The organism is Polaromonas sp. P1_E11, assembly GCF_056405995.1.
The window spans coordinates 65,599-84,559 of the sequence record NZ_JBFUBA010000008.1 but is presented as its reverse complement, the minus strand read 5'-3'; the positions used below and the strand labels follow the sequence as shown (position 1 = coordinate 84,559).

Genomic DNA, 18,961 nt, shown 5'->3' with positions numbered 1-18,961 from the left:
CTCGCGCCCGTGATGATTGGATTTGCGGGCGTTTTTACTTGAAAAATCGATAAAATGACTGCCCAGCTGATCGACGGAAACGCCCTCTCCAAACAACTGCGCGCTGAAGTCGCCCAACGCGCCGCCGCCCTGCGCGCGCGCGGAGTCACACCGGGCCTGGCCGTGGTGCTGGTGGGTGAAAACCCGGCCAGCCAGGTCTATGTGCGCAACAAGGTCAAGGCCTGCCAGGACAACGGCCTGCATTCGGTGCTCGAGCAATACCCCGCCACCCTGAGCGAAGCCGGCCTGCTGGCCCGTGTGGAGGCACTCAACAATGACCCCGCCATCCACGGCATTCTGGTGCAATTGCCGCTGCCGGCGCACATCGACGCACAGAAAGTCATCGAATCGATTTCTCCGGCCAAGGACGTCGACGGGTTTCACGTCGCCAGTGCCGGCGCGCTCATGGTCGGCCAGCCGGGCTTCTGGCCCTGTACACCTTATGGCTGCATGAAAATGCTGGAAAGCATCGGCTGTGACCTCAAAGGCAAGCATGCTGTAGTCATCGGCCGCAGCAACATCGTCGGCAAGCCGATGGCATTGATGCTGCTGCAAAAGAACGCCACCGTCACCATCTGTCACAGCGCGACCAAAGACCTCAAGGCCATGACGCTGCAGGCCGACGTGATCGTGGCAGCTGTCGGCAAGCGCAACGTGCTGACGGCCGATATGGTCAAGCCGGGCGCAGTCGTCATCGATGTGGGCATGAACCGCAACGATGAAGGCAAACTCTGCGGCGACGTGGACTTTAACGACGTGAAGGAAGTGGCGGGCTACATCACGCCCGTGCCGGGCGGTGTGGGCCCCATGACCATCACCATGCTGCTGGTCAATACGCTGGAAGCGGCGGAAATGGCCCCCACGGTCGCTCACTCCGTGTAGCTCCCTGCCCCCCGAGGGGGCCGCTGCGCCTGCGGTCCGGCAGAGCCGGTCCCGCGGCCCCTGCTTGCCGGGGAAACTCAGGTGATTTCGGTTACCGTCGAGCGACTCAGGCGCCACAGCGCCAGGCCGGCGCACAGCCACTGCACAACATACAGCGCCGTACCCAGGCCATGCCAAAGCTTGAGGTTGCCGCCTTCGGCACGCGCACTGACGATGCGCGGCGCGATGCCGAACTCCACCAGCAAGGCCAGCAACAAGCCTGCCACTATGAATTTCATAGCAGCTTGCGCTTGCTGCGCAAGGGCTTCATCATCTTTTTTATTGAGAACCAGCAGCAACAGCATGGCGCAGCCTGTGCTGAGCCAGGTTTGCGCGGTGAAGAGTTTGGCCGCCATCGCACCAGCCGCAGCAGGTGCACCCAAATTGGCGAACAACATGGGCACCACGACAAATCCCAAACCGGTCAAGCTGCCCCACCAGAGAGCCGCCACCATCACATTGAAGCGCCGCTTCATTGGAAATTTTCCGACGGGCCGCCCCTAGGAAACGAGCCCCGGAATATGTAAAAAAGGGGCAGAGAACTACACACAGTGAGTGAACGTGGGGGCCACGTTTCTTAGATGTACATCACCGCGATGATTTCGTAGCGCTTGATACCGCCTGGCGCCTGGACTTCGGCTGTATCGCCTTCGTCCTTGCCGATCAGCGCACGTGCAATCGGTGAGCTGATGTTGACCCGACCTGCCTTGATGTCGGCCTCGTCTTCACCCACGATCTGATAAGTCACCTTGTCGCCGGTATCTTCATCTTCCAGTTCGATGGTGGAACCGAAAACAACCTTGCCGCCCGCGTCCAGTTCGGACGGGTCGATGATCTGGGCGGCGGAAAGCTTGCCTTCGATTTCCTGGATACGGCCTTCGATGAAGCCCTGGCGGTCCTTGGCGGCGTCGTATTCGGCGTTTTCGCTCAGGTCACCCTGGGCACGCGCTTCGGAAATGGAATTGATGACCCAGGGCCGGTCAACGGTTTTCAGCTGGTGCAGCTCGGCCTTGAGGCTTTCCGCGCCACGCTTGGTAATGGGAATGGTTGCCATGTTTTTGCTCCTCTCAAAAGCGAAACCGCCACCAGTCACCTGGCGGCGGCGCTTGAATCCAATATTTCAATCAAACAAGTTTAATGCAAATCGGGCCTGCTGAAATCCGGAAAAAACCCGGGTCGTCTGGCTGTCAGCCTAGCTGCGCATGCAACTCCTGCACGGAATAAACCGGCAGGTTGTCCAGGTACTTCATGCCCTCTACGGCCGCTTCGGCGCCGGCAATGGTGGTGTAGGTCGTCACACGGGCCAGCAGCGCCGAGGTGCGGATCTGGCGCGAATCGGTAATCGCGTTGCGCCGCTCTTCGACCGTATTGATGACCAGGGCGATTTCGTTGTTCTTGATCATGTCCACCACGTGCGGCCGGCCTTCGGTGACCTTGTTGACCACGGTGCAGGCGATACCCGCGGCCTGGATGGCCGCAGCAGTACCCTTGGTCGCCACCAGCTCGAACTTCTGCGCGGCCAGAGCGCGTGCGACTTCCACGGCTCGCGGCTTGTCATTGTTCTTCACGGTGAGGAACACCTTGCCCGAGGTCGGCAGTTTGGTGCCGGCTCCGAGCTGGGACTTCACGAAGGCTTCGCCGAAAGTCTTGCCCACGCCCATGACTTCGCCGGTGGATTTCATCTCGGGACCGAGAATCGTGTCCACGCCCGGGAACTTGACGAAGGGGAAAACCGCTTCCTTGACACTGAAGTAAGGCGGTGTGACTTCGTCCTTGATGCCCTGCGAAGCCAGCGACTGGCCCACCATGCAACGTGCTGCCACTTTGGCCAGCTGGATTCCGGTGGCCTTGCTGACGAAAGGCACGGTGCGCGAAGCGCGTGGGTTGACTTCCAGCACGTAGATGACGTCTTTGCCGTCAATGTTCTGGATCGCGAACTGCACGTTCATGAGACCCACCACCGTCAATGCCTCGGCCATCGCGGCGGTCTGGCGCTTGATTTCGGTAACGGTTTCGGCGCTCAGGGAGTATGGCGGCAAAGAGCACGCGGAGTCGCCGCTGTGCACGCCGGCCTGCTCGATGTGCTCCATCACGCCGCCGATGAAAGTGCGGCCTTCGGGGTCTCGCAGGCAGTCCACGTCGCACTCGATGGCGTCGTTCAGGAAGCGATCCAGCAACACAGGCGAGTCATGGCTGACCTTGACAGCCTCACGCATATAACGCTCAAGGTCGCGTTGCTCATGCACGATCTCCATGGCACGGCCGCCCAGGACATAACTGGGGCGCACCACCAGGGGGTAGCCCAGCGCGGCAGCCTTTTCCAGCGCTTCGGGCTCGGTGCGAGCCGTCGCGTTGGGCGGCTGACGCAGCTTCAACTCATGCAGCAGTTTCTGAAAGCGCTCGCGGTCTTCTGCCGCGTCAATCATGTCGGGCGAGGTGCCGATGATGGGAACGCCGTTTGCTTCGAGGTCCAGCGCCAGCTTCAAAGGCGTCTGGCCGCCGTACTGGACGATCACGCCCAGCGGCTTTTCCTTGTCGACAATTTCGAGCACGTCTTCGAGCGTCAGTGGCTCGAAATAGAGGCGGTCCGAGGTGTCGTAGTCGGTCGAGACGGTTTCAGGGTTGCAGTTGACCATGATGGTTTCATAGCCGTCTTCGCGCATCGCCAGCGCTGCATGCACGCAGCAGTAGTCAAACTCGATGCCCTGCCCGATGCGGTTGGGCCCGCCGCCCAGCACCATGATCTTTTTCTTGTCGGTGGGTGCGGCTTCGCACTCGCTGCCTTCGGCTTCGTACGTCGAGTACATGTAGGCGGTATTGGTCGCAAACTCGGCGGCGCAGGTGTCTACGCGCTTGTAGACCGGACGCACTCCCAGCGCACGGCGCTTTTCGCGAATAGCCGTGTCGGTGGTCTTGAGCTGCTTCGCCAGGCGGCGGTCGGAGAATCCTTTTTGCTTCAACGCGCGCAGCGTGACGGCGTCAATCTTGTCTAGCGAAGTCGTCTCAAGCTCAAGCTCAATCTTGACGATCTGCTCGATCTGAACGAGGAACCAGGGGTCGATTTTGGTCAGCGCAAAAACTTCATCGACGCTCATGCCGAGGGCAAACGCATCACCCACATACCAGATGCGGTCAGGGCCGGGAGCGCCAAGTTCTTTCTCAAGCACCTCGCGGTCTTGCGTCTTCTCGTTCATGCCGTCGACGCCAACTTCCAGGCCGCGCAGCGCTTTCTGGAAGGACTCCTGGAAGGTGCGGCCCATGGCCATCACTTCACCCACGGATTTCATCTGCGTGGTCAGGCGTGAATCAGCCGCCGGGAATTTCTCAAACGCAAAGCGCGGAATCTTGGTGACGACGTAGTCGATGCTGGGCTCGAAGCTCGCCGGGGTGGCGCCGCCCGTGATTTCGTTGCGCAGCTCGTCGAGCGTGTAGCCGACAGCCAGCTTGGCCGCGACCTTGGCGATCGGAAAACCCGTGGCCTTGGAAGCGAGTGCCGAAGAGCGCGAGACGCGCGGGTTCATCTCGATCACGACCATGCGGCCATCGACCGGGTTGATGGAGAACTGCACGTTGGAGCCGCCGGTGTCCACCCCGATCTCGCGCAGCACGGCCAGGGAGGCATTGCGCAGGATCTGGTATTCCTTGTCGGTCAGCGTCTGGGCCGGCGCCACGGTGATCGAGTCGCCCGTGTGCACGCCCATTGGGTCCAGGTTTTCAATCGAGCAAACGATGATGCAGTTGTCGGCGGTGTCGCGCACGACTTCCATCTCGTACTCTTTCCAGCCAAGCAGCGACTCTTCGATCAGCAACTCGTTGGTGGGCGAGGCTTCCAGGCCGCGCTTGCAGATGACTTCAAACTCTTCGGAGTTGTAGGCAATACCGCCGCCGGTGCCGCCCAGGGTGAAGCTGGGGCGGATCACGGTCGGGAAGCCGACGGTTTTCTGGACGGCCCAGGCTTCGTCCATGCTGTGCGCGATGCCGGAGCGGGCCGAGCCCAAGCCGATCTTGGTCATCGCGTCCTTGAACTTCAGGCGGTCTTCGGCCTTGTCGATGGCTTCGGGCTTGGCGCCGATCAACTCGACCTTGTATTTGTCGAGCACGCCGTTGTGCCAGAGGTCGAGCGCGCAGTTGAGCGCGGTCTGCCCGCCCATGGTCGGCAAGATGGCGTCGGGACGCTCCTTGGCGATGATTTTTTCAACCGTCTGCCAGGTGATGGGCTCGATGTAGGTGACGTCGGCGGTAGCCGGGTCGGTCATGATCGTGGCGGGGTTGCTGTTGATCAGAATGACCTTGTAGCCTTCTTCGCGCAGCGCCTTGCAGGCCTGCACGCCGGAGTAGTCAAACTCGCAGGCCTGGCCGATGATGATGGGGCCGGCGCCGATGATCAGGACGCTTTTGATGTCTGTACGTTTTGGCATTATTTGTTCCCTCCATGCTGTTCCATGAGGGTTGTGAAACGATCAAACAGATACGAAATATCGTGCGGGCCAGGCGAGGCTTCCGGATGGCCCTGGAAGCAGAATGCCGGCTTGTCGGTACGGGCCAGGCCCTGCAGCGTGCCGTCAAACAGGCTGATGTGCGTGGGCCGCAGATTGGCGGGCAGGCTTTTTTCATCGACCGCAAAACCGTGGTTCTGGCTGGTGATGCTGACGCGGCCATTGTCCAGGTCTTTGACCGGATGGTTGGCGCCGTGGTGGCCGAACTTCATCTTGAAGGTCTTCGCGCCGCTGGCCAGTGCCATGATCTGGTGGCCCAGGCAGATACCGAAAGTCGGGATGCCGGTCTCAATGAGTTCGCGCACCGCTGCAATCGCGTAGTCGCAGGGCTCAGGGTCGCCCGGGCCATTGGCCAGGAAGATACCGTCGGGCTTGAGCTTGAGGACGTCGGCGGCAGGCGTTTGCGCCGGCACCACCGTGATGCGCGCGCCGCGCTCGGCCATCATGCGCAGGATGTTTTTCTTCACGCCAAAGTCGAAAGCCACGACGTGGAATTTCGGCGTGATCTGCACGCCATAACCCGCGCCGAGCTTCCACTCGGTCTGCGTCCATTCGTAGGTTTGCTTGACGGAGACCACCTTGGCCAGGTCCAGGCCGGCCATGCTGGGGGCGCCGCGGGCTGCCGCGACGGCTTTTTCGATCGCGGGCTGGCTGACTTCTTGGCCTGCAGGCAGTGCCAGGATGCAGCCGTTTTGCGCGCCCTTGGTGCGCAGGTGGCGTGTCAGCTGGCGGGTGTCTATGCCGGCGATGGCTACTGTGTTTTCCTTGACCAGGTATTCGGACAAGGTCATGGTCATGCGGAAATTCGAGGCCAGCAGCGGCAGGTCCTTGATGATCAGGCCGGCGGCATGGACTTTTTCAGCCTCGACGTCTTCGGCATTGATGCCGTAGTTGCCGATGTGCGGGTACGTGAGGGTGACGATCTGCTGGCAGTAGCTGGGATCCGTGAGGATTTCCTGGTAGCCGGTCATGGCGGTGTTGAACACCACCTCGCCGACTGTGGAGCCTGGGGCTCCAATGGAATTGCCGATAAAGACCGTGCCGTCTGCGAGCGCCAGGATGGCGTGTGGGGATTTTTCGCGTGATCCCTGTAGAGACAAAAGCACTGGGTTCTCCGGGTTGGTTACGGTTCGCCCAAGCGTGCACAAGAAACGTCTCGTTGAGACTCTTGCTGGCTGCCTTAGATGGCTGCTTTTGTGAGGGTGTTTGCTTTGTCTGCGCTCGGGCGAAGCTGTGTTTTGAAAAGCCCTTGATTATAGCTTGAGCTGGACGTCTGTTCATGCTTTAAACACATAGTCGGAGAAATCAGCCGAATATGGGCATCAAATCCATCCGCCATATAAGCAGACTGGGGGCTGTCAACGCGCCCGGGCGGGCGTTACGCCGTCTGTACGGAGCTGGTGTAAAGGCAAATTGCGGCCGCGGCTGCCACATTAAGAGACTCCTCGCCCCCCGGCTGGTCAATGCGGACCTTGAGCGCCGCCCGGCTCATGAGGTCGTCGCTGACGCCCTGCCCTTCGTGGCCCATGGCCCACGCACACGGCATAGGTAACTTCTGCTGATGCAAAAAGCTGCCCTGGTGCGAGCTGGTGACGACGATGGGCACGGTCAATGCTGCCAGTGCCTCGGGCTCCAGGCCCTCCACCAGTTGCAGCGCAAAGTGGGCACCCATACCGGCGCGCAGCACCTTGGGCGACCAGAGCGCCGCCGTGCCCTTGAGGGCGAGAATCTGGCCAAAGCCAAAGGCCGCTGCGCTGCGCAGGATTGAGCCCACGTTGCCGGCATCCTGCACCCGGTCCAGGATGACCGAGGCTGCATGGGGTTGCGGGCTGCCAGGCGCCGGCAAATCCAGCACAAAACCCATGCGTGCGGGTGACTCCAGGCCGCTGATTTCCGGCAGCAGCGCATCGGGAATCACTATGTTTTTGATAGCTGCTTGCGCCCATTCAGACTGGCTTGCAGACCAAAATGATTCAGAGAATACAGCGATGGCAGGTTTCAAGCCGCGCGCCAGCGCTGCACGGCACAAGTGATCGCCCTCCAGCCAGACGCGGCCCTGCTTGCGGTACCCGGTGCTGTCTTGCGACAGTTTGCGCAGCTCCTTGATCAGGGGGTTGTCGCGCGAAGTGATGTAAGTGGCGGAGCCAGAGGATCCGGAAGAGCTGGAACTCACCGCAAGACCTCGGCCACCGGCGCAAAGGACCTGCGATGCTGGGGACAGGCGCCGTGTTCGCGCAACGCAGCCAGATGCTCGGCCGTGCCGTAGCCTTTATGGTCGGCAAACCCGTACTGGGGATACTCAAGATGGAATTCCGCGCACCAGCGGTCGCGGTAGACCTTGGCCAGGATCGATGCAGCGGAAATCGAAGGCACCAGCGCGTCGCCACCCACAATGGCCTCGGAAAGGATGATCAGCGTCGGCAACCGGTTGCCGTCAACAAGCACCTTGTTGGGCTTCAGGCGCAAGCCTTCCACCGCGCGCCGCATGGCCAGCATGGTGGCCTGGAGGATATTGATGCTGTCGATTTCTTCGGCGCTTGCCAGCGCAATCGAACAACACAGCGCCTTGGCGCGGATTTCGTCATACAACTTTTCGCGGCGCAAGGCGGTGAGTTTTTTGGAGTCGGCCAATCCCTGGATGGGATTGAGCTCATCAAGAATGACGGCAGCCGCGACCACGGGGCCCATCAACGGTCCGCGGCCGGCTTCGTCCACGCCAGCCACAAGGCCAGGCGTATCCCATGACAAGGGCGTTTGCTCAGCTTTCAAGAATTTGCTGGATCGCATCAGTCGCCAGTTTTGAAGTGTCCCGCTGCAGTTCCGCATGCAGCGCGGTAAATCTTTGTTCTACAGCCGCTATTTTGTCAGGTGCCGAAGACTTTGCGTCAACCCATTTCAGCACGCCCGCTGCCAGGGCCTCAGGCGTAGCGGCGTCCTGCAGCAGCTCCGGAACGACAAACTCCCGGCAGAGGATATTGGGCAGGCCCACCCAAGGCTGCAATTTCTTGCGCCGCATGATTTGCCATGACAGCCAGTTCATGTTGTAGGCGATCACCATGGGCCGCTTGAAAAGCGCCGCCTCCAGCGTGGCGGTACCGCTGGCTATCAGCGTTACATCGCATGCCGCCAGTGCACTGTGGGACTGGCCCTCGATGATCTGCAGATGGGGTTTCATTCCTTCCAGGTCGGCATGGCGCTCAATCATGTGCTTCAGCGCGGGAATGGCCGGCACTATAAATTTGATAGCTGGTTGCGCACGTTGGATAAGGGCTGCAGCCTTAAAGAATCGTTGCGCGAGGTACTGGATTTCGGATTTCCGGCTGCCTGGAAGAATGGCCACCACGGTGTCTTCATCCTGCAAACCCAGTTTGCGCCGGGCCGCTGCGCGGTCAGGCTGCAGGGGAATGACATTGGCCAGCGGGTGACCCACATAGGTCGCGGCAATGCCGTGGGCCGCCAGCAACGCCGGCTCAAAAGGGAAAATGCACAGCACATGATCCACACTGCGCCGTATCTTCTCAACACGGTCGGCACGCCAGGCCCAGATGGAGGGGCTGACAAAATGCACGGTCTTGATGCCTTTGGCCTTGAGCGCCGCCTCCAGGTCAAGATTGAAGTCGGGTGCATCAATGCCCAGGAAAAGGTCCGGGCGCTGATCCAGCAGGCGTTGCTTCAATTGTTCGCGTATGCCGACAATCTCGCGGTAATGCCGCAATACCTCAACATACCCGCGTACCGCCAGCTTTTCACTGGGCCACCAGGCGTTAAAACCACGGTTTGCCATCTGCGAGCCGCCGATACCGTTTGATGTCAGTCCCGGCCAGCGGGCCTTGAAACCATCGAGCAGCAGGCCGGCGAGCAAATCTCCAGAGGTTTCGCCCGCGACCATCGCCATGCAAGGGGCGCGGCCTGCCAGCGGCGGCACAGCGGGGAGGCCTGCCTCTCTACGGGCTGGCAGAGGGCTCGGCTCCATCAATGACATAGGTCTTACCGGACAATGCCGCGCTGCGGCGAGGTTTGTTCCAGAAATGAAAGCATCATCTGCACATCAGGCGCGGCATCCGGGTACTTTTCCGTCAGAGCGGCAATGCGTTCGCGCGATACATCCAGGGTCAGGTCGTCACGGTATAGCGCTTTGTGCATGGCCTTGACAGCGGAAATTCGCTCTGGTGAAAAGCCCCGTCGCCGCAGCCCTTCAAAATTCATGGAACGCGCCTCGGCTGGCTGGCCCTGCGCCATGACAAAAGGCGGCAAATCGGCAAACAGCAGCGAGCACATGGCGGTGAAGCTGTGGGCACCGATTTTCACGAACTGATGCGCGACGGTGAATCCGCCCAGAATTACCCAGTCGCCGACATGCACATGCCCACCCAGTTGGGTGTTGTTGGCAAAAATGGTGTTGTTGCCCACCACGCAGTCATGCGCCAGATGCACATAGGCCATGAGCCAGTTGTCGTCCCCCACACGGGTCACGCCGCTGTCACCCGGCGAGCCGATGTTGAAGGTACAGAACTCGCGAATGGTGTTGCGGTCGCCGATCACCAGCTCACAAGGCTCACCCGCGTATTTTTTATCCTGCGGAATTGCGCCCAGCGAATTGAACTGGAAAATCCGGTTGTCACGGCCTATGGTGGTGTGTCCTTCGATCACGCAGTGGGCGCCCACGGTGGTGCCGGCACCAATCTTCACGTGCGGGCCAATGACCGTATAGGGACCGACGCTCACCGACTCATGGAGCTGGGCTTGCGGATCAATAAGTGCAGTGGAATGTATAGCCGTCATGACGAAATCAACTGTTCAGCGAATAGGTCGGCCAAAAGCCGTATGGGCAAGTCCCCCTTCACACCGGGGCCGCGGGACTGGCTCCGCCAGACCGCAGGCGCAGCAGCCCCCTCGGGGGGCAGCGAATTACGCGAAGCGAAAAGCGTGGAGGCCATTCACGCGATCGTGCGCATGGTGCACATCAATTCGGCTTCGCAGGCAATGGTCTCACCTACCCTGGTGACCCCTTTGAATTTGAAAATGCCGGCCTTCATGCGGTCCAGTGTGACGTCCATGATCAGCTGGTCGCCAGGTTCAACGGGCCGCTTGAAGCGTGCGCCGTCGATGCCGGCGAAGTAATAGACTGTCTTGTCGTCGGGCGTGACGCCCAGCGTTTCAAAAGCCAGCAGCGCGGCCGCCTGCGCCATGGCTTCCAGTATCAATACCCCCGGCATCACCGGGTGATGGGGAAAGTGCCCCATGAAAAAGGGCTCGTTGATCGTGACGTTTTTGAGCGCCTTGATGCGTTTGCCTTTTTCGATTTCCAGCACCCGGTCCACCAGCAGGATGGGATAACGATGCGGCAGCTGTTTGAGAATTTGGTGGATATCCATCATGATTTTTCTTGAGTGTGTCCTGAATGCAGGATCGCTTTTTCAGCCTCCCTGAGACGCTCGCGAAGCGTATGAAGCTGCTTGAGCGTAGCGGCATTTTTTTCCCAGACAACATTGTCGTCGATGGGAAAGAGACCGGTGTAATGCCCGGGCTTCAAAATGGATCGGGTTACCACCGATGCAGCCGAAACATGCACCCCATCGGCGAGCGTCAAGTGGCCCAGCACAATGGCGCCGCCCCCCACCGTGCAATGCGCACCAATTGTGGCGCTGCCCGCGACGCCGGCACAGCCGGCCATGGCGGTATGTTTGCCAACCCGGACGTTGTGGCCGATCTGGACCAGGTTATCGAGCTTCACACCATCTTCCAGCACCGTGTCCTGCAGCGCACCGCGGTCAATGCAGGTGTTGGCACCAATCTCGACATCATTGCCGATCTGCACACCGCCGAGTTGCTCGATCTTCACCCACTGCCCCTGGTGCGATGCAAAGCCAAAACCGTCAGCGCCGATCACCGCGCCGGAATGTACGATGCAGCGCTCCCCGACGCGGCAGCCATCGGCGACAGTCACGCGCGCCGACAACCGGGTGTTCGCGCCGATTTGCGCATGCGGCCCGACGACGCAATGCTCTGCAATCCGCGCATTTTCACCAATCACCGCGCCTTGGCCAACGCAGGCAAATGCACCAATCGAAACGCCGGACGCCACGATGGCAGAGGAATCGACATAGGCACTGGGGTGAATGTGCGGAACCACCTGTGGGGAATGTCGCCGCTTCCAGAGTTGGGTAACCAGCGCAAAAGCGTGGTAGGGATCGTCTGTGATGATGCAGGCGCCCCGCTTGACTGCGGCCTCGCGCGCGGCGGGCGCCACGATGACGCAGACAGCTTCGGACTGCGCGAGCTTGGACAGGTATTTGGGATGGCTGAGGAAACTAAGGTCTGCGGGACCGGCGGCCTCCAAAGTGGAGAGCCGCTCTATCTGCAGGCCGGGGTCGCCGACCAGTTCGAGCTGTACGGCACCGGCTAGGGATTCAACGATATCGGCAAGACGGAGTGTCACACTGCGCCTGCCATTTTCACGATGGTGATCGTGGTGAACACCCCGCAATCAACGGGAAGCGTTCAACGCCTTGATCACCTTGTCGGTGATGTCATGCTTGGGATTGACATAGACCGATTCCTGGAGGATCAGATCGTACTTTTCCGTCTCAGCCAGCGTCTTCACGACTTTGTTGGCGCGTTCGATGACTTGCTGGAGCTCTTCATTTTTGCGGGTGTTCAGGTCTTCCTGAAACTCACGGCGCTTGCGCTGGAAGTCCCGATCCTGATCGACAAGCTGCTTTTGCCGCGAAACACGCTGGCTCTCGGCAAGCGTTGGGGCTTCACGCTCAAACTTGTCGGAGAGTGTTTTCAGCTGGGTCGCCAGATCGTTCAGCTCTTTTTCACGCTTGCTGAATTCCTGCTCCAGTTTGGTTTGGGCGGCTTTCGCGGAATTGGCTTCCCGGAAAATCCGGTCCAGGTTGACAATCCCGACCTTGAACTCCTGCGCACTTGCGGAGATACCCGCCAGTGCAATGGCAACGCCCAGGAAAATTTTGATTGAAAAATGCTTCATTAGAAAGATGTACCAATTTGGAATTGCAACCGCTCTATTCTATCGCCTGGCATTTTGCGCAGCGGCGTCGCAATAGCGATGCGCAAGGGCCCCACTGGGGAAATCCAGCTGATACCAATACCTGTGGAGGCCCGCAGGTCATTCACACGGAAACGCTCATTCTCACCAAAAACGTTGCCTGCGTCCACAAACCCATAAAGGCGCAAGGTACGGTCATTGCCCGCACCAGGAAACGGAGCAATGAGTTCGGCATTGAGCGTGAGCTTCTTCGGACCACCGATAGCGAGATCGGATGCATCTCGCGGGCCCAATGAGCCCTGCTCAAACCCGCGCACGGAACCCAGGCCACCCGAATAGTAGTTCTTGAAGAGCGGATAAGGTTGGCCACTCAGGCCTTTACCCCAGCCAAACTCGCCATTAAGCGCAATCGTGAACTGCTTGTTGAGCGGAATGTATTTTTGAGCCTGGTAATTGGCTCGCACAAATTTAATATCGCCGGCAACACCCCAATCACCATACACGCGCTGGTACAGGCCCGAGGTAGGTACCAGCGCACTGTCGCGGCTGTCGCGCGACCAGCCCACGGTCAGCGGAATCGAGTTGCTTGTATAGCCGAACTGGTTTGCATAGTTCAGGTAGCTCACTGGCAGATTGGTGCCCGGCACGATCTTCAATTGCTCGTAACCAGTACCGAAATAAACCGTGTCGTTCTCGGTAAACGGGACACCGAAACGAATGCTTGCGCCCCGCGTTTTCAGGCTGTAGTCACCACCTTGGCCAGAGGTAGGCTTCGACGTGCGGTCATAGACATCAATGGTGCGCGAAATGCCGTCGGCCGTGAAATACGGATCAATGGTGCTGAGCACAATCTGGCGGTTTGACTTGCTGGTGTTGACTTCAACGCCCAGGTAATTGCCGGAGCCAAAAACGTTTTCCTGCTTGATGCCGAATACCAGCGAGAGGCTGTCCGCACTGGAATAGCCCGCACCAAGCTGCAAATTACCGGTTGGTTTTTCAACCACGTTCACCGTAATGTCGACCTGGTCGTTTGTGCCGGTCACTTCCTGCGTTTCTACATTCACATCTGTAAAGAAGCCCAGGCGGTCGACACGGTCGCGGGAAAGCCGGATTTTGTCGCCGTCGTACCAGGACGACTCAAACTGGCGGAACTCGCGACGCACGACTTCATCGCGCGTGCGATTGTTTCCGGCCACGTTGATGCGCCGCACATAAGCACGGCGGGATGGTTCTGCCTGAAGCACAAATGCCACGCGGTTATTGACACGGTCGATTTCCGGCACCGCTTCGACGCGGGCAAAAGCGTAGCCAAAAGTGCCGAAATAGTCGCTGAACGCCTTGGTCGTTTCAGCGACCTCGTCCGCGTTGTAGGCTTCACCAGGCGTGATTTTCACGAGTGTCTTGAACTCTTCTTCCTTGTTCAGGTAGTTGCCCTCAAGCTTGACGCCCGAAACCACAAAACGCTCGCCCTCGGTCACGTTGACGGTGATGGCAATGCTTTGCTTGTCCGGGGAAATCGCAACCTGGGTAGAGTCGATCTTGAACTCGAGGTAGCCCCGTGAAAGGTAGTAGGAGCGCAGCGTTTCAATATCGGCATTGAGCTTGGTGCGCGAATAACGATCCGACTTGGTGTACCAGCTGAGCCAGCCACCTGTGTCAAGGTCAAAGAGGCTCAGGAGGGTTGACTCGCTGAACGCCTTGTTGCCTGTAATGTGGATTTCCTTGATCTTCGCGACATCGCCTTCGGTCACACTGAAAGTCAGGTTGACCCGATTGCGTTCGATCGGCGTGACGGTGGTGACAATTTCAACGCCGTACAGGCTCTTGTTGATGTACTGGCGCTTGAGCTCCTGCTCCGCCTTGTCGGCGAGCGCCTTGTCGAACGGCTGGCCGTCCGCAACACCGGCCTCGCGGAGTGCCTTCTTGAGCGCGTCCTTGTCGAACTCCTTGGCACCCACAAAGTCCACGTCAGCGACGGTGGGACGCTCTTCAACGATCACCACCAATACGTCGCCACTGACTTCAAGTCTCACGTCCTTGAACAGACCCAGCCCAAACAGCGCACGAATGGCGGTGGAACCCTTGTCGTCGTTATAGGTTTCGCCGACCCGAAAGGGCAAGGAGGCAAAAATGGTTCCGGGCTCAACACGCTGCAAGCCTTCAACCCGGATATCGCGCACCGTGAAAGGGTCAACGGCCCAAGCCGAACTGGCTGCAAAAAGACCGGCGGCGATAGCGCAAACTGCACGAACTTTGAAGCGATTTATTTGTTTTTGCATGAAATGTAAGGAATTAGCCCAAAAGCCGGGTGACATCGTTAAACAGGGCAACGCACATCATGCCCAGCAGGATTGCAACGCCACCGCGCTGCAACCGGTCCATCCAGGCGTCAGACACGCCCCGGCCGGTGATCCCCTCCCAAAGATAATACATCAGGTGCCCCCCATCCAGAACCGGCAGCGGCAGTAAATTCAGGACACCAAGGCTCACGCTGATAAGGGCCAAAAACAGCAGATAACTGCTCCACCCAAGGCTTGCCGACTTCCCCGCATAGTCCGCAATCGTGAGCGGGCCACTCAGGTTTTTTAGTGATGCCTCGCCGATGACCATTTTTCCCATCATCTTGAGCGTGAGCAGTGAAACCTGCCAGGTACGGACGGCGCCTTGCCACAAACCATCGACGGGGCCGTAACGCACCGTGACAAACTCGGGAGGGGCTCCCACATAGGCCTCAATCCGGGGCACCATCACCCCGTTCACTGCCTTGAGCTCAGGCGTCACTTGCAGCGCCAGGGATGCGCCGGCACGGCTGATTTGCCATGTCTGCGGGACAACGGCAGCGCTCGCACCGGGCGAGCGGGCAGAGGTACGTATCACTTCGCGCAGCTGTTGCCCATCCACAATGGCCGTCTCGCCGATGCGAAGCACGAGATCGTCGGCACGCAGTCCGGATTTTTCGGCGGCGCCCCCGGGCATCACATTACCAATCACGGGACGGGTCCAGGGGCCGAGAATGCCAATTTTCCTGAACAGGTCGGCATCTGCTTCGGGAGCACCCAGCGTACTGAGGGGCAACCGCACCGTCTGCCCTGACGCTGCGCCATCGCTGCCAAGCACCAAGGTGAGGTCGCGACCATCCAGTGCACCTTGGGTGAGCCTCCAGCGCAAGTCTTCAAAAGAATGAACGACTTCCAGGTCGTCGCCTTCAAAAGCCGCCTGCTGAACCGTTTCTCCGCCATCCAGGCCAGCCTTTTCGGCAAGCGATCCTGCCACCGGGCTGGCCAAAATGGCTTTGGGCTCCTGCAAGCCACTCCAGTTGACCACGGCGTACAGCAACACGGCCAGCAGCAAATTGGCGGCCGGGCCGGCGGCCACCACGGCAACCCGCGATTTCAGCGGCTGGGTATTAAAAGCCAGATGGCGCTCGGATGGATCCACCGGGGCCTCACGCTCATCCAGCATCTTGACGTAGCCGCCCAGGGGCAGCATGCCGATGGAAAACTCTGTCGACTTGTTTTTGAGCTTCCAGGTGTAAATAGGTTTGCCGAATCCGATGGAAAACTTCAGGACCTTGATGCCACACGCCACTGCGACGCGGTAATGGCCGTATTCGTGCACGGCAATCAGGATACCGAGAGTCACAACGAAAGAAACCAGTGTCAGCATCTCAGGACTCCAGACGTTGGGTGATTTGAGTGGCAACGCGGCGGGCTTGCGCATCCAGCGCCAGCAAGCCCTCTATATCGTCCACCTGAGAGACTGCCGCGGCCTCCAAAGTTGCATGGTTTACATGATGAATGTGGTCGAAGCGGATGCGCCGGTCCAAAAAGGCCGCCACAGCAATCTCATTGGCTGCGTTCAGTACCACGCAAGTGCCCGGCGGCGCATGCAAACTCTCCCAGGCCAAAGGCAGGCAGGGAAAGCGCTGAAAGTCCGGGACCTCGAATGTCATGGCGGCCATGCGGGCAAAATCCAGGCGCGCCGTGCCGCTTTCGATCCGTTCCGGCCAGGACAGGCCATAAGCTATCGGCACCCGCATATCCGGCGTACCCAGCTGGGCCATCACCGATGCGTCATGGAACTGCACCATCGAATGGATGATTTGCTGCGGATGGATCACCACCTCGATCTGCTCCGGCACGACACCAAACAGGTACTTGGCTTCAATCACCTCCAAAGCCTTGTTCATCATCGTGGCCGAATCCACAGAAATCTTGCGGCCCATCGAAAAATTCGGGTGCGTGCAGGCCTGCTCGGGCGTTACGTCGCGCAGAGTTGCCGGATCACGGGCGCGAAAAGGACCGCCCGACGAGGTCAGCATGATTTTTTCGATGCGCCGGGGCCACACCGCCGGGTCTTCGGGCAATGACTGGAAAATGGCCGAATGCTCACTGTCAATCGGCAGCAACCGGGCTCCCCCTTCACGAACCGCCCGCATAAACACTTCGCCGCCGACAACGAGGGCCTCCTTGTTGGCGAGCAGCAGGCGCTTGCCCGCCTTTGCGGCCGCCATGCACGGGCCCAACCCGGCAGCGCCCACAATAGCGGCCATCACGGTATCCACCAACTCGTGCGACGCTATCATTTCGAGAGCGTCTTGCGCCCATAGAACCTGCACCGGAAGCTGATTTACCTTGATCTTCTCGGCCAGCAAACGGGCATGCGGCTCACTGGCCATCACCGCGTATTGGGGTTTGAACTGGGCGCACTGCGCCAGCATCAAGTCCGTTTGGGTTGCCGCGCTGAGGGCAAATACCTCAAAGCGCCCAGGGTGGCGGGCGATGACATCAAGCGTGTTGACACCAATGGACCCCGTGGAGCCCAAAACGGTCACACGCTGCTTTTCAAAGGACATACGGGAGCAAAGCCTAAAGGGTAACCAGCATCATTGCCAGGGGCAGCGTGGGCAATAGCGCGTCGACCCGGTCGAGCACGCCGCCGTGGCCCGGCAACAGTCCGCTCGAGTCCTTCACCCCGGCACTGCGCTTGATAAGAGACTCGACCAGATCGCCCACCACACTCATGGCGGCCAGGAAAATAACCGCCAGCAGCATGACGACCACGCCGTGATGATCAGCCAGGCGGCTGTAAAGCGTGGCGTCAGCCCAGAAGCCACCGCCAATGCCCGCACGGCCTAGCCACACCCAGGCCAGCGACAGCGCCACCACACCGACCATGCCGCCCCACACGCCCTCCCAGCTTTTACCCGGGCTGATTGAAGGAGCCAGCTTGCCCCTGCTGAACCGGCCTCCCAGGGCGCGACCCGCAAAGTAGGCAAAGATATCGGCCACCCAGACCAGCAGCAGAACGGACAGCAAAAAGTCAATGCCCGCCACACGGGCCTGGGCCACGGCCAGCCAGGCGACCAACAACGCAGCCAGCCCCCCTGAAAGGCGAATTACCTTGGGTATGCGCGGCCAGCCCGCCACGCCATTGCGAAGCAACCAGCCACCGGCAAGCACCCAGGCAGCACCTGCAGCAGCCCACAGAAGCGGTAGCGGTTTTACGAGCAGGCCAAAGTACCACGCGAGCGCGCACAGCCCGACACAAACGGCGGCGAGTCCCACAGAGGCTCCCTGCCCGAGCGCATTCAGCCGGCCCCACTCCCAGGCACCTGCAGCAATCAACAGCAGCGCGACGGCACAAAAGGGCTCTGGCGTCTTGTAGAAAAGGGCTGGCAGCAAAATAGCCAGAAGGACAATCGCTGTGATCACGCGCTGTTTAAGCATCAGGCAGCCTTTGTATTTTCATTGGTGCTGCGGCCACTGACCTGGGCGGAGGTCTTGCCGAAGCGTCGTTCGCGAGTCCGAAAGACGGCGATCGCCTCGTCCAGCGCCGCCTCGTCAAATTCAGGCCACAACCTGTCGGAGAAATGCAGCTCTGAATAAGCTGCCTGCCACAGCAAAAAATTACTGATCCGCAACTCACCTCCTGTGCGAATCAGCAGGTCCGGGTCCGGCACGTGCGCCAGCGCCATCTCGCTGTCCAGCGACAGTTCGGTAATGGCTTCACCGCGGCTGGCCAACCTGTTCGCAGCCTGGGCAATATCCCAGCGGCCGCCGTAGTTGAAGCACACATTAAAAACCAGCCGCTGGTTGGCTGAGGTGTCGAGTTCAGCTTGCGCCAGCCCTGCCTGGACTTTCTCGGAGAGCCGCTGGCGGTCTCCGACAAAACGCAGTTGCACGCCGTTGGCATTCAGGCTGGGGACTTCCTTGGAAAGAGAATAGGCCAGCAACTCCATCAGCCCGGACACTTCTTCAGCCGGCCGGTTCCAGTTCTCGGAAGAAAAAGCGAAAACCGTGAGGACGCCGATGCCGCGGTCCAGGCAGGCGCGAACGCAGCGGCTGAGCGAATCAACGCCCTGCTTGTGGCCAGCAATGCGGGGTAAAAACCGTTTGGTCGCCCAGCGACCATTGCCATCCATGACGATGGCAACGTGGTGCGGGACTATGGGATGGGTGGTGGCCATGGTGAATCAGGCCAGACGACGAGG

Annotated in this window: 17 protein-coding genes; 1 reads left to right on the top strand and 16 read right to left on the bottom strand. The window is 59.8% G+C overall.

What is annotated here, in order from left to right; all coding sequences use genetic code 11:
• The first annotated feature begins 54 nt into the window (after positions 1–54).
• Positions 55–921: a bifunctional methylenetetrahydrofolate dehydrogenase/methenyltetrahydrofolate cyclohydrolase FolD gene (folD, locus tag AC1D11_RS21260; RefSeq protein ID WP_477651257.1), complete on the top strand. Its 867-nt coding sequence runs from the start codon at positions 55–57 to the stop codon at positions 919–921.
• Positions 922–998: 77 nt separating this feature from the next.
• On the opposite strand, the gene AC1D11_RS21255 is transcribed toward folD, so the two are convergent.
• The 16 genes from AC1D11_RS21255 to uppS all read right to left on the bottom strand — a co-directional run bounded on the left by AC1D11_RS21255 (position 999) and on the right by uppS (position 18,937).
• The gene (locus AC1D11_RS21255; RefSeq protein WP_477649843.1) at positions 999–1,436 is read right to left on the bottom strand and encodes a DUF4149 domain-containing protein; all 438 of its coding nucleotides are present in this window, start codon (positions 1,434–1,436) and stop codon (positions 999–1,001) included.
• 101 nt (positions 1,437–1,537) lie between these two features.
• Complete coding sequence (greA, locus tag AC1D11_RS21250) at positions 1,538–2,014, bottom strand: transcription elongation factor GreA (RefSeq protein ID WP_477649842.1); 477 nt, start codon at positions 2,012–2,014, stop codon at positions 1,538–1,540.
• Between the two features lie 133 nt (positions 2,015–2,147).
• A complete protein-coding gene (carB, locus tag AC1D11_RS21245) occupies positions 2,148–5,378 on the bottom strand; it encodes a carbamoyl-phosphate synthase large subunit (RefSeq protein ID WP_477651256.1) in 3,231 nt (1,076 codons plus the stop codon).
• Positions 5,378–6,562: a glutamine-hydrolyzing carbamoyl-phosphate synthase small subunit gene (carA, locus tag AC1D11_RS21240; protein ID WP_477649840.1), complete on the bottom strand. Its 1,185-nt coding sequence runs from the start codon at positions 6,560–6,562 to the stop codon at positions 5,378–5,380. Before carA ends, carB begins: the two co-directional genes overlap by 1 nt.
• Before the next feature lie 272 nt (positions 6,563–6,834).
• The gene (locus AC1D11_RS21235) at positions 6,835–7,629 is read right to left on the bottom strand and encodes a TrmH family RNA methyltransferase (protein ID WP_477649839.1); all 795 of its coding nucleotides are present in this window, start codon (positions 7,627–7,629) and stop codon (positions 6,835–6,837) included.
• Positions 7,626–8,243, bottom strand: a complete 618-nt coding sequence (gene rnhB, locus AC1D11_RS21230) for a ribonuclease HII (protein ID WP_477649838.1) — start codon at positions 8,241–8,243, stop codon at positions 7,626–7,628. Before rnhB ends, AC1D11_RS21235 begins: the two co-directional genes overlap by 4 nt.
• A complete protein-coding gene (lpxB, locus tag AC1D11_RS21225) occupies positions 8,215–9,345 on the bottom strand; it encodes a lipid-A-disaccharide synthase (RefSeq protein WP_477649846.1) in 1,131 nt (376 codons plus the stop codon). Before lpxB ends, rnhB begins: the two co-directional genes overlap by 29 nt.
• A 98-nt stretch (positions 9,346–9,443) precedes the next feature.
• The gene (gene lpxA / locus AC1D11_RS21220; protein WP_477649837.1) at positions 9,444–10,238 is read right to left on the bottom strand and encodes an acyl-ACP--UDP-N-acetylglucosamine O-acyltransferase; all 795 of its coding nucleotides are present in this window, start codon (positions 10,236–10,238) and stop codon (positions 9,444–9,446) included.
• Positions 10,239–10,393: 155 nt separating this feature from the next.
• On the bottom strand, positions 10,394–10,834 hold the full coding sequence (gene fabZ, locus AC1D11_RS21215; protein ID WP_477649836.1) for a 3-hydroxyacyl-ACP dehydratase FabZ: 441 nt from the start codon (positions 10,832–10,834) through the stop codon (positions 10,394–10,396).
• Positions 10,831–11,895 carry a UDP-3-O-(3-hydroxymyristoyl)glucosamine N-acyltransferase gene (gene lpxD / locus AC1D11_RS21210; protein WP_477651266.1) on the bottom strand — a complete coding sequence of 355 codons (1,065 nt, stop codon included), beginning with the start codon at positions 11,893–11,895 and terminating at the stop codon, positions 10,831–10,833. Before lpxD ends, fabZ begins: the two co-directional genes overlap by 4 nt.
• Positions 11,896–11,943: 48 nt before the next feature.
• Entirely contained in the window at positions 11,944–12,450 is a 507-nt protein-coding gene (locus AC1D11_RS21205; protein ID WP_477649801.1) for an OmpH/Skp family outer membrane protein, read from the bottom strand.
• Positions 12,450–14,747 carry an outer membrane protein assembly factor BamA gene (gene bamA / locus AC1D11_RS21200; protein ID WP_477649800.1) on the bottom strand — a complete coding sequence of 766 codons (2,298 nt, stop codon included), beginning with the start codon at positions 14,745–14,747 and terminating at the stop codon, positions 12,450–12,452. The genes AC1D11_RS21205 and bamA overlap by 1 nt, the downstream gene beginning before the upstream one ends.
• A 13-nt stretch (positions 14,748–14,760) precedes the next feature.
• Complete coding sequence (gene rseP / locus AC1D11_RS21195; RefSeq protein ID WP_477649799.1) at positions 14,761–16,134, bottom strand: RIP metalloprotease RseP; 1,374 nt, start codon at positions 16,132–16,134, stop codon at positions 14,761–14,763.
• Position 16,135: 1 nt separating this feature from the next.
• Complete coding sequence (ispC, locus tag AC1D11_RS21190) at positions 16,136–17,323, bottom strand: 1-deoxy-D-xylulose-5-phosphate reductoisomerase (protein WP_477649798.1); 1,188 nt, start codon at positions 17,321–17,323, stop codon at positions 16,136–16,138.
• A gap of 13 nt (positions 17,324–17,336) precedes the next feature.
• A complete protein-coding gene (locus tag AC1D11_RS21185; protein WP_477649797.1) occupies positions 17,337–18,197 on the bottom strand; it encodes a phosphatidate cytidylyltransferase in 861 nt (286 codons plus the stop codon).
• Positions 18,197–18,937: a polyprenyl diphosphate synthase gene (gene uppS / locus AC1D11_RS21180; RefSeq protein WP_477649796.1), complete on the bottom strand. Its 741-nt coding sequence runs from the start codon at positions 18,935–18,937 to the stop codon at positions 18,197–18,199. Before uppS ends, AC1D11_RS21185 begins: the two co-directional genes overlap by 1 nt.
• Between the last annotated feature and the right edge of the window lie 24 nt (positions 18,938–18,961).

What these genes read in the sequence shown, in the direction of transcription:
- uppS (WP_477649796.1), bottom strand. Translation starts at nt 18,937, where the DNA reads ATGGCCACCACCCATCCCATAGTCCCGCACCACGTTGCCATCGTCATG.
- ispC (WP_477649798.1), bottom strand. Translation starts at nt 17,323, where the DNA reads ATGTCCTTTGAAAAGCAGCGTGTGACCGTTTTGGGCTCCACGGGGTCC.
- rseP (WP_477649799.1), bottom strand. Translation starts at nt 16,134, where the DNA reads ATGCTGACACTGGTTTCTTTCGTTGTGACTCTCGGTATCCTGATTGCC.
- AC1D11_RS21205 (WP_477649801.1), bottom strand. Translation starts at nt 12,450, where the DNA reads ATGAAGCATTTTTCAATCAAAATTTTCCTGGGCGTTGCCATTGCACTG.
- folD (WP_477651257.1), top strand. Translation starts at nt 55, where the DNA reads ATGACTGCCCAGCTGATCGACGGAAACGCCCTCTCCAAACAACTGCGC.
- fabZ (WP_477649836.1), bottom strand. Translation starts at nt 10,834, where the DNA reads ATGATGGATATCCACCAAATTCTCAAACAGCTGCCGCATCGTTATCCC.
- lpxA (WP_477649837.1), bottom strand. Translation starts at nt 10,238, where the DNA reads ATGACGGCTATACATTCCACTGCACTTATTGATCCGCAAGCCCAGCTC.
- greA (WP_477649842.1), bottom strand. Translation starts at nt 2,014, where the DNA reads ATGGCAACCATTCCCATTACCAAGCGTGGCGCGGAAAGCCTCAAGGCC.
- lpxB (WP_477649846.1), bottom strand. Translation starts at nt 9,345, where the DNA reads ATGGTCGCGGGCGAAACCTCTGGAGATTTGCTCGCCGGCCTGCTGCTC.
- carB (WP_477651256.1), bottom strand. Translation starts at nt 5,378, where the DNA reads ATGCCAAAACGTACAGACATCAAAAGCGTCCTGATCATCGGCGCCGGC.
- rnhB (WP_477649838.1), bottom strand. Translation starts at nt 8,243, where the DNA reads ATGCGATCCAGCAAATTCTTGAAAGCTGAGCAAACGCCCTTGTCATGG.
- AC1D11_RS21255 (WP_477649843.1), bottom strand. Translation starts at nt 1,436, where the DNA reads ATGAAGCGGCGCTTCAATGTGATGGTGGCGGCTCTCTGGTGGGGCAGC.
- AC1D11_RS21185 (WP_477649797.1), bottom strand. Translation starts at nt 18,197, where the DNA reads ATGCTTAAACAGCGCGTGATCACAGCGATTGTCCTTCTGGCTATTTTG.
- bamA (WP_477649800.1), bottom strand. Translation starts at nt 14,747, where the DNA reads ATGCAAAAACAAATAAATCGCTTCAAAGTTCGTGCAGTTTGCGCTATC.